Source organism: Streptomyces ardesiacus, assembly GCF_003112575.1.
Lineage (GTDB): Bacteria > Actinomycetota > Actinomycetes > Streptomycetales > Streptomycetaceae > Streptomyces > Streptomyces ardesiacus.
Genome location: NZ_BEWC01000002.1, coordinates 497,929 through 513,655, shown reverse-complemented (window position 1 = coordinate 513,655; position 15,727 = coordinate 497,929). Strand labels below are relative to the sequence as shown.

General features: G+C 72.5%; 14 protein-coding genes. 4 read left to right on the top strand and 10 right to left on the bottom strand.

The features are described from left to right. Nucleotides 1-23: 23 nt before the first annotated feature. The gene (locus tag Sdi02f_RS09385) at nucleotides 24-1,064 is read right to left on the bottom strand and encodes an NAD(P)-dependent alcohol dehydrogenase (protein WP_108933068.1); all 1,041 of its coding nucleotides are present in this window, start codon (nucleotides 1,062-1,064) and stop codon (nucleotides 24-26) included. 167 nt (nucleotides 1,065-1,231) lie between these two features. On the opposite strand from Sdi02f_RS09385, the gene Sdi02f_RS09380 reads away from it, so the two are divergent. Continuing rightward, nucleotides 1,232-2,110, top strand: coding sequence for a helix-turn-helix domain-containing protein (locus Sdi02f_RS09380; RefSeq protein WP_030400881.1), 879 nt, complete (start codon nucleotides 1,232-1,234; stop codon nucleotides 2,108-2,110). 262 nt (nucleotides 2,111-2,372) lie between these two features. Here Sdi02f_RS09380 and Sdi02f_RS09370 read toward each other — a convergent pair whose 3' ends face one another. The 4 genes from Sdi02f_RS09370 to Sdi02f_RS35845 all read right to left on the bottom strand — a co-directional run bounded on the left by Sdi02f_RS09370 (nucleotide 2,373) and on the right by Sdi02f_RS35845 (nucleotide 6,551). Further along, entirely contained in the window at nucleotides 2,373-3,056 is a 684-nt protein-coding gene (locus tag Sdi02f_RS09370; protein ID WP_030400883.1) for an ABC transporter ATP-binding protein, read from the bottom strand. A gap of 33 nt (nucleotides 3,057-3,089) precedes the next feature. After that, nucleotides 3,090-4,568: an ABC transporter permease gene (locus Sdi02f_RS09365; protein WP_108933067.1), complete on the bottom strand. Its 1,479-nt coding sequence runs from the start codon at nucleotides 4,566-4,568 to the stop codon at nucleotides 3,090-3,092. A gap of 150 nt (nucleotides 4,569-4,718) precedes the next feature. After that, the gene (locus Sdi02f_RS09360; RefSeq protein WP_030400885.1) at nucleotides 4,719-5,966 is read right to left on the bottom strand and encodes a L,D-transpeptidase; all 1,248 of its coding nucleotides are present in this window, start codon (nucleotides 5,964-5,966) and stop codon (nucleotides 4,719-4,721) included. A 231-nt stretch (nucleotides 5,967-6,197) separates the two neighbouring features. Continuing rightward, a complete protein-coding gene (locus tag Sdi02f_RS35845) occupies nucleotides 6,198-6,551 on the bottom strand; it encodes a hypothetical protein (RefSeq protein ID WP_167458146.1) in 354 nt (117 codons plus the stop codon). A 109-nt stretch (nucleotides 6,552-6,660) separates the two neighbouring features. Here Sdi02f_RS35845 and Sdi02f_RS35840 point away from each other — a divergent pair, with 109 nt between their 5' ends. Continuing rightward, a complete protein-coding gene (locus Sdi02f_RS35840; RefSeq protein WP_174843323.1) occupies nucleotides 6,661-6,990 on the top strand; it encodes a hypothetical protein in 330 nt (109 codons plus the stop codon). Nucleotides 6,991-7,129: 139 nt separating this feature from the next. Here the strand turns inward: Sdi02f_RS35840 and hutH are convergent, their stop codons facing one another. The 3 genes from hutH to Sdi02f_RS09340 form a co-directional block, all read right to left on the bottom strand. Continuing rightward, nucleotides 7,130-8,668, bottom strand: coding sequence for a histidine ammonia-lyase (gene hutH, locus Sdi02f_RS09350; RefSeq protein WP_030400888.1), 1,539 nt, complete (start codon nucleotides 8,666-8,668; stop codon nucleotides 7,130-7,132). A 105-nt stretch (nucleotides 8,669-8,773) separates the two neighbouring features. Next, a complete protein-coding gene (locus Sdi02f_RS09345) occupies nucleotides 8,774-9,922 on the bottom strand; it encodes a GGDEF domain-containing protein (protein WP_030400889.1) in 1,149 nt (382 codons plus the stop codon). A gap of 216 nt (nucleotides 9,923-10,138) precedes the next feature. Then, entirely contained in the window at nucleotides 10,139-10,939 is an 801-nt protein-coding gene (locus tag Sdi02f_RS09340) for an enoyl-CoA hydratase/isomerase family protein (RefSeq protein ID WP_031086430.1), read from the bottom strand. Between the two features lie 210 nt (nucleotides 10,940-11,149). Here Sdi02f_RS09340 and Sdi02f_RS09335 point away from each other — a divergent pair, with 210 nt between their 5' ends. After that, nucleotides 11,150-11,863, top strand: a complete 714-nt coding sequence (locus Sdi02f_RS09335; RefSeq protein WP_245962166.1) for a hypothetical protein — start codon at nucleotides 11,150-11,152, stop codon at nucleotides 11,861-11,863. Between the two features lie 19 nt (nucleotides 11,864-11,882). Here Sdi02f_RS09335 and Sdi02f_RS09330 read toward each other — a convergent pair whose 3' ends face one another. Beyond that, nucleotides 11,883-13,028, bottom strand: a complete 1,146-nt coding sequence (locus Sdi02f_RS09330; protein WP_030400892.1) for an adenylate/guanylate cyclase domain-containing protein — start codon at nucleotides 13,026-13,028, stop codon at nucleotides 11,883-11,885. 115 nt (nucleotides 13,029-13,143) lie between these two features. After that, nucleotides 13,144-14,022, bottom strand: coding sequence for a biotin--[acetyl-CoA-carboxylase] ligase (locus tag Sdi02f_RS09325; protein ID WP_030400893.1), 879 nt, complete (start codon nucleotides 14,020-14,022; stop codon nucleotides 13,144-13,146). A 110-nt stretch (nucleotides 14,023-14,132) separates the two neighbouring features. Between Sdi02f_RS09325 and Sdi02f_RS09320 the strand changes: the two genes are divergently transcribed. Then, complete coding sequence (locus tag Sdi02f_RS09320) at nucleotides 14,133-15,725, top strand: acyl-CoA carboxylase subunit beta (protein WP_031086426.1); 1,593 nt, start codon at nucleotides 14,133-14,135, stop codon at nucleotides 15,723-15,725. Nucleotides 15,726-15,727 lie beyond the last annotated feature (2 nt).

Below are 15,727 nucleotides of genomic sequence, written 5' to 3'. Positions count from 1 at the left end.
CGTTCCCGGGACGCGCCCCCGGATCAGATCGTCGCGGTGTCGATCACGAAGCGGTAGCGCACGTCGCTGTTCACGACCCGCTCGTATGCCTCGTTGATCTCGGAGGCGGCGATCAGTTCGATCTCGGCGCCGATGCCCTGCTCCGCGCAGAAGTCCAGCATCTCCTGGGTCTCGGCGATGCCGCCGATCATGGAGCCGGTCAGGGACTTGCCGCCGCCGAGCAGCGCGAACAGGTTGAGGGAGACCGGCTCCTCGGGGGCGCCGACGTTGGCCAGCGTGCCCTCCGTCTTCAGCAGTCCCAGGTAGGCGGCGAAGTCGAGCGGGGCCGAGACCGTGGAGACGATCAGGTCGAAGCTGCCGGCCAGCTCCTGGAAGGTGGCCGGGTCGCTGGTGGCGTAGTAGTGGTCGGCGCCCAGCTTCAGGCCGTCGTCCTTCTTGCGCAGGGACTGCGACAGCACGGTCACCTCGGCGCCCAGGGCGTGCGCGAGCTTGACGGCCATGTGGCCGAGGCCGCCCAGGCCGATGACGGCGACCTTCTTGCCGGGGCCCGCGTTCCAGCGCTTGAGCGGGGAGTACGTGGTGATGCCGGCGCACAGCAGGGGCGCGGCCTCGTCCAGGGAGATGCCCTCGGGGATGCCGAGGACGAAGTTCTCGTCGACGACGACCTTCTCGGAGTAGCCGCCGTAGGTGACCTCGCCGTCCCTGCCGACGGCGTTGTAGGTGCCGGTGTTGCCCTCGGCGCAGTACTGCTCCCGGCCGGCCCTGCAGTTCTCGCACTCGCGGCAGGAGTCGACCATGCAGCCGACGCCCACCCGGTCGCCGACGGCGAACTTGGTGACGCCGGGGCCGACCGCGGAGACGATGCCCGCGATCTCGTGGCCGGGGACCATCGGGAAGATGGCCTCGCCCCAGCCCTCACGGGCCTGGTGGATGTCGGAGTGGCAGATGCCGGCGAACTTGATGTCGATCAGGACGTCGTGCTCCCGCACCTCGCGCCGCTCGATGGTGGTGCGCTCCAGCGGCGCCTTGGCGGCGGGTGCTGCGTACGCGGCGACAGTGGTCATGCCGGGGTTCTCCGGGTTTCTCTTGGCGTGACGGGTGATGCTTCCACCCTGCCTGGGGTCCGCCGGTCCACCCAGACCACGGCTTTGCGTACGTCCGGCGTGCGTACCACTGACGGGGACAGGCTCGTGTGCGTACGACCGGGAATAGGTCCGGCGATACTGGAAACATGGATGGACAGCTTGACCGTCGGGCCGAACTGAGCGAGTTCCTGCGCACCCGGCGGGCCCGGCTCAAGCCGGAGGACGTGGGCCTGGAGTCGTACGGGCGGCAGCGCCGGGTGCCCGGGCTGCGGCGCGAGGAGCTGGCGCAGCTAGCCGGGGTCTCGGTGGCGTACTACACCCGCCTCGAACAGGGCAACGGGCAGAACGTGTCGGCGGAGGTCCTGGACGCCATCGCCCGGGCGCTGCGGCTGACCGACGCGGAGCAGGCGCACCTGACGCATCTGGCGAAGCCGAAGCAGCAGCGCCGGCGGGCCGGGGCCCCACGGGGCAAGCAGCCGGTGCGGGTGGCGCTGCTCCAGCTCCTGGAGTCGATCGACACGGTGCCCGCGTACGTGACGGGCCGCCGCTCCGAGATCCTCGCCTGGAACCGGATGGCCGCGGCCCTCTTCGGCGACTGGGGCAGGCTGCCGGCCGCCGAGCGGAACTGGGCGCGGCTGGTCTTCCTGAACCCGGACTACCGCGAGCTGTTCGTCGACTGGGACCAGAAGGCGTACGACATGGTCAGCTTCCTGCGCATGGACGCGGGTCGGCACCCGGACGACCCGCGACTGTCCGCGCTGGTCGGTGAGCTCTCGGTGAAGAGCGAGGAGTTCCGCCGCCTGTGGGCCACGCACGACGTCAAGGAGAAGACCTACGGCGTCAAGCGGATGCGGCACCCGCTGGTCGGCGACCTGACCCTGTCCTTCGAGACGTTCCGCCTGGTCGACGACGACGAGCAGGCCTTCGTCACCTACCACGCGGAACCCGGCTCCCCGTCGGCGGACGCGCTGCGGCTGCTGGCGAGCTGGGGGACGGACGCGGCGGCGGCCGCGGTCACGCCGTGAGCGTGCCCCGGCTCAGCGCGGCGACGAGGTCCCCTCCCTCGGCCTGGACCATCGAAGGCGGCGGGACCTACGGGGTGACGCTGTACGTGACCGGATCCGCCGGAGACCTACGGCTCTACGACTACCTGACCGACCCTGACGTGTGTGAACTCAACGAGTTCACACACGACTCGGGGGCCTGAGAGGCACCCGCCTCCTCGGCCGGGCGCGTGCGGCCCGCCGACGCCCCGCAGCCCGGCGGATCAACGGTCACCGCACACCGTCACGCCGAAGCGTTCTCCTTGACGGTGATGCGGCCCTTGCGGATGGTGGCCACGCGGGGGGCTTTCCGCGCGATCGCCGAGTCGTGGGTGACCATGACGAAGGTGAGGCCCAGCTCCTTCCACATGCGGTCGAGTACGTCCATGATCTCGTCGCGGGTCGACTCGTCGAGGTTTCCGGTGGGTTCGTCGGCGAGGAGCACCTTGGGCTGCTTCACCAGGGCGCGGGCGATGGCGACGCGCTGCTGCTGGCCGCCGGACATCTCGCCGGGGAGGTGGCCGAGGCGTTCGCCCAGGCCGACGGAGGCCAGGGCCTCGGCGGCCTTCTCGCGCCGCTCCTTCGCCTTGACGCCGAGCGGAACCAGGGCGGTCTCGACGTTCTCCTGGGCGGTCAGGGTCGGGATCAGGTTGAAGGACTGGAAGACGAAGCCGATGCTCTCGCTGCGCACCCGGGTCAGCCTGGCCTCGGGGAGCGTGGCGAGGTCGGTGCCGTCGAGGACGATCCGGCCCGAGCTGGGCCGGTCGAGGGCGCCCAGCATCTGGAGCAGGGTGGACTTGCCGCCGCCGGTGGGGCCCTGGATGACGAGCCGGTCGCCGTCGGCGATGGTCAGGTCGACGCCGTCGAGGGCGTGCACGGTAGCCTTGCCGCGGGTGTAGTGCTTGGTGACGCCGCTGAGTTCGTACATGGTGCAACTCCTGGAGTACGGGGAAGGGGGGCGCTACTCGACGCGGCGCAGGGCGTCCGCCGGGCGCAGTCGCGAGGCGCGCCAGCCGCCGAAGCCCCCGGCGACGAGTCCGCCGGCCACGGCGAGGCCCACCGCGAGGGCGATGGTGGTGAGGCTGACGGGTGCGGTCAGCGCGATGTCCAGGGTCTTGGCGGCGGCCTGCCGGCCGGGCCCGCCCATGCCGCCCCCGCCGAGGCCGCCGGGCCCGCCCGCACCACCGCCGCCGCCCGTGCCGCCGCCCAGTTGGGCCTCCAGCGTCGGGCTGACGGCGGTGACGGCGTAGGCGCCCGCGAGACCCAGCGCGATGCCGAGGGCGCCGCCGACCAGGCCGTTGACGACGGCCTCGCCGATCACCTGCCGGGTGACCCGCCCCGAGTGCCAGCCGAGCGCCTTGAGCGTGCCGAACTCGCGCACCCGGCGGGAGACGGCGGAGGAGGTGAGCAGACCGGCGACCAGGAAGGCCGCCGCCAGGACGACGACCGACAGCCACTTGCCGACGCCGGTCGCGAGCGAGGAGGCGGTGGACAGCGAGCCGGAAACGGTGTCGGCGAGGTCGGCGGAGGTGGTGACCGTCGTACCCGAGATGTTCTTCTGGATCGCGGACTTGACGCCGTCGATCCGCTGCGAGTCGGTCGCCTTGACGTAGATCGTGGTGACCTTGTCCTTCGCGTCGCCCAGCGTCTGGGCCTGCTTCAGCGGCAGATAGAGGTTGGCCGCCGCGTCACCGCTGTCCGCCGTGGCGATGCCGACGATCTCGAACTTCGTGTCCTTGACGGTGACCGTGCTGCCGGTCTTGAGCTTCTTCTCCTTGGCGTACGCCGAGTCGGCGACGGCCACCTTGGCGTCGGTCTCCGACTCCTTGAAGGTGCGTCCGCTGGTGATGGTGGACGTGGTCAGCGGGCCGAGGGCGGGCTCGGTGACGTCGGTGCCGTAGACGGAGTAGCTGTTGACGTCGAAGTCGGCGCCGCCGCCCTGGACGCGGCCCTGCTGGGACTGGCCGCCGCCCGGACCGCCGCCCCGGCCCGCGCCGCCGCCGGAGGCGTCCTGCTTGAACTGGCCGCGCGAGAACTCGCCGCTGACCTTGACGACCTGGAGGCTCAGACCGCCCACCGCGTCGGCGACACCGCTCTGGCCGGCGACCTTGCCGACGGTGGAACTCGCCAGCGTCTGGAAGCCCTGCACCATGACGCGGTCGGTGCTCTGCTCCTCCTCGGCGCCGTCGTCCTGCGCGTCGAAGCGGAAGCGCGGCCGTTCGGCGGTGCTTCCGGAGGGCGCCTCCGCGGCCTTGGTGACCGTCATGTCCGTGCCGAGCCCGTAGAGGGACTGCAGGACCTTGTCCTGGGCCCGGCCCATGCCGGAGGAGACCGAGTCGACGACGATGACCAGCGCGATACCCAGGGCCAGTCCGGAGGCGACGACGAGGGCCGCCTTTCTGCGGCGGCGCAGCTCGCGCCTCAGGTAGGTGAAGAACATGGCCGCAAAGTAGGGACGGCCCGTGATGGAGGGATAAGGCCCGCGTAAGAGAAGGATGAGAAGCCGTGAAATGCGCGGGCGCCCGCCGCTCCCGTGCGGGGGAGCGGCGGGCGCCCGTGCGAAGTGCGGTCGGCCCGGAGGGAGTCGGCGTCAGACCGCCGAACCCGCCTTCCACTGGGCCCAGTCCATGTTCCAGCCGTTGAGGCCGTTGTCCGGGGCGATGGTCTTGTCGCCGGTGTTCTGGACGACGACCACGTCACCGATGATGGAGTTGTTGTAGAACCAGGCGCCCGGCGTGTTCGGGTCGTTCGCGCCCTTGGCGTCCTCCAGGCCCACGCAGCCGTGGCTGGTGTTGACGCTGCCGAAGATGCCCTTGCCCCAGTAGTTGCCGTGGATGAAGGTGCCGGAGGTGCTCAGCCGCATGGCGTGCGGCACGTCCTTGATGTCGTACTCGCCCTTGCCGTCGTCGTCGGTGAAGCCGACGGTCGAGCCGTCCATCCGGGTCTCCTTGTACTTCTCGGAGATCACCATCTGGCCTTCGTAGGTCTTGTTCTCCGGGGAGCCGGCCGAGATCGGGATGGTCTTGACGGTCTTGCCGTCCTGCGTGACCCGCATCTGCTTGGTCTTCGCGTCGACGTAGGAGACCTGGTTGCGGCCGATCTTGAAGGTGACCGACTTCTGCTGGACGCCGTAGACGCCGGCGGCGCCCTCGACCCCGTCGAGCGCCAGCTTGAGGGTGACGGTCGAGCCCTCCTGCCAGTAGTCCTTGGGGCGGCAGTCCATGCGCTGGGTGGAGAACCAGTGGCAGGCGACCTCCTGGCCGCTGCTGCTGTTGACCGTGATGCCCCTCTGGACGGCGGCCTTGTCGGTGATCGCCTTGTCGAAGTTGATCGACACGGGCATTCCGACGCCGACGGTCTTGCCGTCGTCCGGGGTGAAGGTCCCGATGAAGCTGTTCTGCGGCGAGACCGTGGTGAACGAGCTGTTCTCGTGGGCGGCGCGGCCCTCGGAGTCCTGCGCGGTCGCCGAGATCTGGTACTTGGTGGCGCGCTCCAGCTGGCCGCTGGGCTTCCAGCTGGTCTTGTCGGCGGATATCTCACCCTTGACCACGGTGCCGTCCGAGGCGGTCATCTTCACCTCGGTGAGCGTGCCCTTGGCCACGGTGACGCCGGCGGAGTTGTTGATGGAGGCGTTGTCCGAGCCGCCCTTGGGGGTGATCTTGATCTGTGCCTCGGACGTCTTCTTGGCCGCCGCTTCGTCGACCTCGGCCTGCGAGGTCTTGCCGTCCCCACCCCCGGAGGTGTCGGCGTTGCTACTGGAACATGCCGTGAGTACCAGCACACCGCCGAGCAGTGCGGACGCGGCCGCCAGGCCCTTGCGCCGCTTACCGTCCGTCATCACACGCTTCTCCATCGTTGCCTATTCCCGAAACCCCGAGATGCCCCGTCAATAACTTTCAACGCTACGACCGGTTCGTCCCGTTCCACATCGCTCGCGGGTGTGGGGCATACCACGTTTCGCCGCAGCGGGCGGAGGCGGTGCGGGGAGGTGTCGGTCCGTGCGCACCGTGAGACGACGAAACCCCGGACGGCGGTTGCCGTCCGGGGCCGGGATTTTCCCCACACCGCGTCAGCCGACCGTCATTTCATCGTCTTCCGGGTCGTTCTCGCCGCCATCATCCTCGTCCAGTTCCCACTCGGGCGAGTCGGGGTCGTAGTCGATCTGCTCACTGCTCCAGGAGGCCTGCCGGAGTTCGACCCCGGGCACCGTGCCGACCAGGTCGAACGGGTCCACCAGATGCGCCAGGGCCTCGGCGGTGTCCTCCGTCACGGCCCGTTCGGAGTCGGCCCGTTCGGCGCCGGACAGGCCGGAGCCGTCGGCGAGGGCCTGCAGCGCGGCGCCGGTGACGGCCTCCTCGTCGTCGATCTCGAGGACCAGGTCGACGCGAATCCGTACAAACCGTGATGTCTCAGGAGTGTTCATGCCCGGAGCGTAAGGCCGACCGCTCCCGTGACTTTCCTGTGACCCGCGCCTTTCACTAACATCGCCCCACACGGCCAATTCGCCAGCGCCACAAGGGGATCGATATTCCGTGTCATCCGCTCGCCGTTCCTTGCTGACCGCCACCGCCGCCGGCGGCCTGCTGTGTGCCCTGTGGTTCGTCCCGTCGGCCAACGCGACCCCCGAGACACCCGTCCTCGAATCCGCCGCCGCGACCCCGTCTCCGCAGGTCACGGCCCAGGCGAGAGCGGCGTCCACGGGCACCGCCACGGACTCGGCGGCGACCGGCGAGGGCTCGACCCGGCTGGCCGACACCGGCAGCTTCGACAGCACGCCGTACGTCGTGGGCGGCACCCTCTGCCTCGGTCTGGGCGTCGGCTTCGTGGGCTACTCGGTCCGCCGGGAACGCCTCGGCCTTTAGCAGTACTTGACGTTCTTTTGGCTCTCTTGACCATCGGGAGACCCGCCGGAGGGTCCGCCCGGCCGGCCGGTGCGTCCACGGACGGCCGCGGGGGGCCCGGCGCGACGCCGGACCCCCTGCGCCATGCCGCCGCCGTCCGCTAGCGCAGCGGCCCCGTGACCGTCTCCGCCGCCGCGACCAGGTGCCCGGCGCGCACGAAGGCGTCCGCCGCGGCGAGGTCGGGCGCCAGGAAGCGGTCCGGCCCGGGGCCCTCGACGCCTGCCGCCCGTACGGCGTCGATGACGGCCTGCGAGGCCGGGGCCGGGGTGAGGCCCTCGCGGAGCTGGATCGCGCGCGTGGCGGCGTACAGCTCGACGGCGATCACGCGGGTGAGGTTGTCGACGGCCGTGCGCAGCTTGCGCGCCGCCGACCAGCCCATCGACACGTGGTCCTCCTGCATGGCGGAGGACGGGATGGAGTCGGCCGAGGCCGGTACGGCGAGCCGCTTCAGCTCGCCGACCAGCGCGGCCTGCGTGTACTGGGCGATCATCAGGCCGGAGTCGACGCCCGCGTCGTCGGCGAGGAACGGCGGCAGTCCGTGGCTGCGGTTCTTGTCCAGGAGCCGGTCGGTGCGGCGCTCGGCGATGGAGCCGAGGTCGGCGACGGCGACGGCGAGGAAGTCCAGGACGTAGGCGACCGGGGCGCCGTGGAAGTTGCCGTTGGACTCCACCCGGCCGTCGGGCAGCACGACGGGGTTGTCGACGGCCGCGGCCAGCTCGCGCTCGGCGACCAGGCCGGCGTGGGCCATGGTGTCGCGGCCGGCACCCGCGACCTGCGGGGCGCAGCGCACCGAGTACGCGTCCTGGACGCGGGGGGCGTCGTCCTGGTGGTGCCCGGTCAGGCCCGAGCCCTTGAGCACGGCGGCCATGTTGGCGGCGCTGGCGGCCTGCCCGGGGTGCGGGCGGATCGCGTGCAGCTCGGGGGCGAGCACCCTGTCGGTGCCGAGCAGGGCCTCCAGGGTCAGCGCGGCGGTGATGTCGGCGGACTTGTAGAGGGTGTCGAGGTCGGCGAGGGCCATGACCAGCATGCCGAGCATGCCGTCGGTGCCGTTGAGGAGGGCGAGGCCCTCCTTCTCGCGCAGCTCGACCGGGGTGATCCCGTGCTCGGCGAGCAGTTCGCCGGCCGGGCGGACGGTGCCGTCGGGGCCCTCGGCGTCGCCCTCGCCCATGAGGGTGAGCGCGCAGTGCGACAGCGGGGCGAGGTCGCCGGAGCAGCCGAGGGAGCCGTACTCGTGCACGACCGGGGTGATCCCGGCGTTGAGCACGTCGGCCATGGTCTGCGCGACCTCGGGGCGCACCCCGGTGTGTCCGGAGCAGACGGTCTTCAGCCGCAGGAACATCAGCGCGCGGACCACCTCGCGCTCGACGCGCGGCCCCATCCCGGCGGCGTGCGAGCGGACGATGTTGCGCTGGAGCTGCGCCCGCAGGCCGGGGCTGATGTGCCGGGTCGCCAGGGCGCCGAAGCCGGTGCTCACGCCGTACACGGGGTCCGGCTTGGCGGCCAGCGCGTCCACGATGCCGCGGGCCGCGGCGAGGGCCGCCACCGCCTCCTCGGAAAGCTCGATCCGGGCGCCCGCGCGCGCCACGGCGAGGACGTCGGACGCGGTGACCCCGGTCGTCCCCACCACCACAGTGTGCATATCCATATTCAGGAGCGTACGCAGTGAATTCGATGATGTCACGGGGCGGTACCGAGGGGGTACGTCACAGCTGCGTCCGGGTTGCGCCCCTTACCGGACCGGCCGTCACGGCGAGTGCCGCCCACGGAACCGCCTGCGCTCCCCGTCCTCCTCACGTGAGGGCTCGTCCGCGAGCCGTACGACGGGATCGCCGGGCCCCTCCCGCCCCGCGACCACCGGCCCGGCCGCGCGGTCCGCCTTGGCCCGGTACTGGGCGGCGTCGGCGAGGCGGAACAGGCGCCGGGCGGAGCGGACCGGCCCGACCGGGCCCTCCGTGGACGCGACCCCGCAGGCCACGCCGTCGCCCAGCTCCAGTTCGGCCGCCCGGTGGCACAGCTCCTCGGCCGCCTTGACCACCGCGTCGACGGGCGGCCCGACCGCGAGCAGGCAGAACTCGTCGCCGCCGAGCCGCGCGGCGAGCGCTCCCGGCAGCATCGCCCCGCACAGCGACAGCACCGAACCGAACCGCTCCAGGAGCCGGTCCCCCACGGCGTGACCGTGCGTGTCGTTCACCTGCTTGAGGCCGTTGAGGTCGCAGACGACGAGGCTGACGGCGACGCCCTCCCGACGGTGCCGCTCGACGGCCTCGTCCAGAGCGGAGTCGACGGCGCGGCGGTTGGCCAGCCCGGTGAGGGCGTCGGTGTACGCGAGCCGCTTGACCTCCTCCAGCCGCTCGCTCTGCGCGATCCCGGCGGCGACGACGGAGGCCAGGACGGTGGCGAAGTCGGCGTCGGCCCGTTCGAAGACCCGCTCCCCCACCGGCCGGGCCACGTACAGCTCGCCCCACGCCCGCCCGTGCAGCACGATCGGCGCGACGACGCAGCAGCCGCGGCCCCGGCGACGCAGGGCGGCGACGCGCTGGTGGACGTATCCGGGGCGCCCGGCGGCCGGCCCCTCGGCCGTCTCGACCCAGGCGTCGGGCTCCCCGCCGCCGGCCCAGCGCTCGTGCAGGAACTCGGTGATCTCCGCGAACTGGTGCACCGGATAGGACTCGTCCTCCGGGAACTCCTCCTCGTCCTCGGCCCGACGGCCGACGTTGACCAGCACCCGGAGCCGTCCCAGCTCCCGCTCCCACACCGACAGCGCGGCGAAGCTGCCTCCCAGCGCCAGGCACCCGCCCACGGCGGCCGCCCGCCACGCCTCACGCGCACTCTGCGCAGCCGCCATCCCCTGCGCAAGGCCCACCACGGCCGCGAGCCGCCTGTCGTCACCCATCACTCCAGGCTAGGGAGATTCCAGAAGAAACGTTACTCAAACGGGTCGAACCGGGCGAGTGTCCGGCGACTCCGAGGTCCGGGACCGTGCCCGAGCGCCGAGTACCGGGCACCGGGCACCGGGCACCGGGCACACCCGACCGCAGCCGCCCCGGGCCGCGCCCGGCGGAGGACCCCGAGCCCCACGCCGTACGGCGACCACGCCGGTCCCGTCGGCTCACTCGCCCGGCCAGCGCGGCGCCCGCTTCTCGTTGAACGCCGCCACGCCCTCCGCGCGGTCCCCCGAGAACGCCACCGACCGCCACGCCGCGTCCTCGACCTCCAGACCCGCCCGCAGATCGAGACCGTGCCCCAGGCGCAGCGCCCGCTTGGCCGCGCGCAGGCCCACCGGCGAGTTCGCGGCCATCCGGGAGGCCAGCTCCAGCGCGTCCTCCCGGTCCCGGCCCTCGTCGGCCAACTGGTCCACCAGCCCCAGCTCGCGCGCCTCCTCGGCCGCCACCCGCCGCGCCGTGAACACCAGCTCGGCCGCCCGCGCCGCCCCCACCCGGCGCGGCAGCAACTGCGTACCGCCGCCGCCCGGGATCACGCCCACCGACACCTCCGGCAGCCCCACCACGGCCGTACGGTCGGCCACGATCACGTCGCAGGACAGCGCCAGCTCGAACCCGCCGCCCAGCGCGAAGCCGTGCACGGCCGCGACCGTCGGCTGCGGCAGCTCGAGCACCGCCGTGTACGCCCCCCGCGTCACCGGACGCTGGCGCAGCAGGTCGGCGTCGGAGAAGGAGTTGCGCTCCTTCAGGTCCGCCCCGACGCAGAACGCCCGCTCGTGGGTCGAGGTCAGCACCACCACGCGGACGCCGCGGTCCTCGGCCAGCGCCGCGCAGGCCGCGCCCAGAGACTGGGCCATGGCGGTCGAGACGGCGTTCATGGCCTTCGGCCGGTCGAGCGCGAGCTCCGCGACATGCCCGTCCCCGTGCCGCCGCACCAGGACGAACTCTCCGAACCGCTCCTCGCTCATGACACCCTCCGGTTAACGTGTGTTAACAAGTCGACCGCACGATCATCGCAGGCGGTCCCGCGCGGGGGAAGACCGGACGCGCCCGCTCCCCGCACCGGCCCCGCCCCCCGTTCGAGTGACATACGACCGACCGCCCGCCCCCGCCGACGGCAGACCGTAGCCTCACACCGCCACGGCGCAGCGGGGGCGCGTGCGCACCGGGGAGGGACCATGACGACGACCGGCACACCGACGACCCGCGGTCCGGCCGCGGGCACGACCACCGACGTGCGGCCGGGGCCGCGGTACGCGTGGTGCCGCCGCGGCCGGCACCGCAGGCCCCGCCCCCGCAAGGTGCTGCTGGTCGTCGGCGGCCTCGCGCTGGCGGCCGGCGCCCTGAGTCTCGTACGGCTGCTGCCCGAGCCGCCCGGTGACGCGGGCGACGGCGTCCGCGCCGGGGCGGCGCCGCGCGTGGAGGGCGGAGGCGGGGACACGGCCGCCGATGTCCGGGCGACGCCGTCCGGCGCCGCGGACGCGGGAGGCGGGGCTCCCGGGCCGGCCCCTTCCGCGACGTCCGTCATGGGCGGCCTCAGCGGCTCCCCGGGGCCGGGCCTCATACCCGGCATACCCGGCCTCGTACGGGGCCCGTCCGCGAGCGGCACCCCGGCCGCCGGCACCCCGGAGGGCCCGGACACCCCCGAGAACGGGAAGCCCGGAGAACGGCACGAGCGCGAAGAGGATCACGAGCGGGGGAAGGAAGGGGACCGGCCTCGCGCCCCCGCCCCGGACACCGCCCGGCCGCAGCACTCCGACCGGCCCGCGCCCCACCCCGCGCCGACCACACCGACGCCACGGCCCCCCAGCACGCCGCCGGCGCCGGAGCCCGCCGATCCGGGCCTGTGCGTACCGGTCATCGGCCTGTGCGTCGGCCTGTTCACCGGCTGAACCGCCGCCTTCCGGCGGCCTACGACTCGCCGCCGCCGTCGCCCCGGCGCGTGAGCAGCCACGGCTCGACCACGCCCAGACCGCGCACCGGACGCTGCCACATCGGCTGGAGCGCGAAGCGGTAGACCGGCGGCTCCTCGCCCTCCTTCTCCGCGGCGGCCGCTTCCTCGGCGGCCGCGGCCTCCGAGGCGGGGGCGTCCCCGGTGCGGATCAGTTCCTCGGCGAAGGCCGAGTCGACGAGGACGGCGTCCTTCGGGGCTATCGAGGTGAGCCGGGAGGCGAGGTTGACGGTGGTGCCGAAGACGTCGCCCATCCGGGTGGTGACCGTGCCGAAGGCGATGCCGACGCGCAGTTCCGGCATGGTCTCGTCGTGGGCCATCGTCTCGATGAGGCGCAGCGCGATCTCGGCGGCCGTGCCGGCGTCGTCGGCGGCGTAGAGCACCTCATCGCCGAGGGTCTTGACCAGCCGTCCGCCGCGTGCGGCCACCAGGTCGGCGGAGGTGGTCTCGAACGCCTCGACCAGCTCGCCGAGTTCCTCCTCCTCCATCCGCCGGGTCAGCCGCGTGAAACCGACCAGGTCCGCGAAACCGACCGCGAGCCGCCGGTCGACCATCTCCTCGTCGTCCCCGGCCTGGACGACCCGGCCGGCCGAGGCGGCGAGCTGGCGCCGCCAGACGTAGACGAGGAACTCCTGCAGCTCGGGGAGGAGCAGCTCGACGATGGGATACGTCACCTCGGTGCGCGTCATCCCGGGCTCGGGGGGCTCGGTCAGGCCCTCCAGGAAGGAGTCGATCTGCCACTCGGCCAACCGGGCGGTGGTCTGCCCCGTGGACCGGGCGACCTGGACGGCCATCGCCTCGCTGAGCAGCCCCGCCTCCACCAGACCGGCCAGCCGCCGCAGGGCGAGGACGTCGGCCTCGGTGAGCGCCTTGGCCTGGCCGATGTCGGCGAATCCCATGGCCCGCCAGAAACGGGAGGCCAGTTCCATGGAGACGCCCGCGCTGCGGGCGGCCTGGAAGGGGGTGTAGCGGCGCTCGGCGCCCAGGATCAGCCCTTCGAGGCGCAGCGCGAGCGGGTCATCGCCGGGGTCGGCGGAGTCCGGGTCGGGCTCGGGGTCCACCCGGCCGTCCCCGTCCGCGCCGGAGCCGGTGTCGTCGACGGTCACGCCTGTTGCCTTTCCGATCTGCCGCGGTCAGGTTCGACCGGCCCCAACTTTACGTCAGGTGTGCCCCAGCTCACTCCCGTGCGTCCCGTACTCCGAGGGTGCCCCGGGACCGCGCTCACGCCAACCGCAGGTGCACGATGTCGCCCGCTCCCACGGGCTCCTGCACCCCCGCCTCCGTCGCGATCACCAGCCGTCCGTCGCCGTCCACGGCCACCGCCTCCCCGACGAGCGACCGGTCGCCCGGCAGCTCCGCCCGCACCAGCCGCCCGAGGGTCGCGCAGCCCGCCGCGTACGTCTCCTGGAGCCCGCTGGCCGCCGGGTCGCCCCCGGCCCCGCACCAGCGCCCGTACCAGTCCTCCAGCGACCGCAGCACCCCGCGCAGCAGCGGGTCCCGGTCGGTGTTCTCGGCCCCGGCCAGCGCCAGCGAACCGGCCCGGGCGACCGGCAGCTCCTCGGCGCGGAGCGAGACGTTGATGCCGACGCCGATGACGACGCCGTCGTCTCCGGCCCGCTCGGCGAGGATGCCGCCGGCCTTGCGCTCCTCGTCGCCGACGGTCACCAGCAGGTCGTTGGGCCACTTCAGGGCGGTGTCGACGCCCGCGACGCGGGACAGTCCGGTCGCCACGGCGACGCCGGTGAGCAGCGGCAGCCAGCCCCAGCGGGCCACGGGGACCTGGGCGGGCCGCAGCAGGACGGAGAAGAACAGCCCGGAGCGCGGCGGCGCCGTCCACTGCCGGTCCAGGCGCCCCCGCGCGGCGCTCTGCTCCTCGGCGACGAGGACCACGCCCTCCGCCAGGTCCCCCTCGGCGGCCCGCGCCACGAGGTCGGAGTTGGTGGACCCGGTGCGCTGCACCACGTCCACCTGCCGCCACAGCCCGCCCTCCCGTACCAGGCCCCGGCGCAGCGACGTACGGCTGAGGGGCGGCCGGTCCAGGTCGGACCACCGGCTGTGGCGGGCGTCGTTCGGGGAGTCGGGGGATTCGCGGGGCGTCATGCAACCCACCCTAGGTGTGGGAAACACCGCACTGCCGATCGGAAGGCCCCCTACTACTCTACGAACGAGTAACCGTCCCCCCTTTTGAGCAGGCAGGGAGCCGCATCCCGATGTCCGAGCCGGAAGAGCAGCAGCCCGACATCCACACGACCGCGGGCAAGCTCGCGGATCTCAGGCGCCGTATCGAGGAAGCGACGCACGCCGGTTCCGCACGCGCCGTCGAGAAACAGCACGCCAAGGGCAAGCTGACGGCTCGTGAGCGCATCGACCTCCTGCTGGACGAGGGTTCCTTCGTCGAGCTGGACGAGTTCGCCCGGCACCGCTCCACCAACTTCGGCCTGGACGCCAACCGCCCCTACGGCGACGGCGTCGTCACCGGCTACGGCACCGTCGACGGCCGCCCCGTCGCCGTCTTCTCCCAGGACTTCACCGTCTTCGGCGGGGCGCTGGGCGAGGTCTACGGCCAGAAGATCGTCAAGGTGATGGACTTCGCGCTGAAGACCGGCTGCCCGGTCGTCGGCATCAACGACTCGGGCGGCGCCCGCATCCAGGAGGGCGTGGCCTCGCTCGGGGCGTACGGCGAGATCTTCCGCCGCAACACCCACGCCTCGGGCGTGATCCCGCAGATCAGCCTGGTCGTCGGCCCGTGCGCGGGCGGCGCGGTGTACTCCCCCGCGATCACCGACTTCACGGTGATGGTCGACCAGACCAGTCACATGTTCATCACCGGACCCGACGTCATCAAGACCGTCACCGGCGAGGACGTCGGCTTCGAGGAGCTGGGCGGCGCCCGCACCCACAACACCGCCTCGGGCGTGGCCCACCACATGGCCGGCGACGAGAAGGACGCGATCGAGTACGTCAAGCAGCTCCTGTCGTACCTGCCGTCCAACAACCTCTCCGAGCCCCCCGCCTTCCCCGAGGAGGCCGACCTCGCGGTCACGGACGAGGACGCCGAGCTGGACACGATCGTCCCGGACTCCGCGAACCAGCCCTACGACATGCACACGGTCATCGAGCACGTCCTCGACGACGCCGAGTTCTTCGAGACGCAGCCGCTGTTCGCGCCGAACATCCTCACCGGCTTCGGCCGGGTCGAGGGCCGACCGGTCGGCATCGTCGCCAACCAGCCGATGCAGTTCGCAGGGTGCCTGGACATCACCGCCTCCGAGAAGGCGGCCCGCTTCGTGCGCACCTGCGACGCCTTCAACGTCCCCGTCCTCACCTTCGTGGACGTGCCCGGCTTCCTGCCGGGCGTGGACCAGGAGCACGACGGCATCATCCGGCGCGGCGCCAAGCTGATCTTCGCCTACGCCGAGGCCACGGTCCCGCTCATCACGGTCATCACCCGCAAGGCCTTCGGCGGCGCCTACGACGTCATGGGCTCCAAGCACCTGGGCGCCGACCTCAACCTGGCCTGGCCCACCGCCCAGATCGCGGTGATGGGCGCCCAGGGCGCGGTCAACATCCTGCACCGCCGCACCATCGCCGAGGCGGGTGACGACGCCGAGGCCACCCGCGCCCGCCTGATCCAGGAGTACGAGGACACCCTCCTCAACCCCTACACGGCGGCCGAGCGCGGCTACGTCGACGCGGTGATCATGCCGTCCGACACCCGCCGCCACATCGTCCGCGGTCTGCGCCAGTTGCGCACCAAGCGGGAGAACCTGCCCCCGAAGAAGCACGGCAACATCCCCCTGTAAGG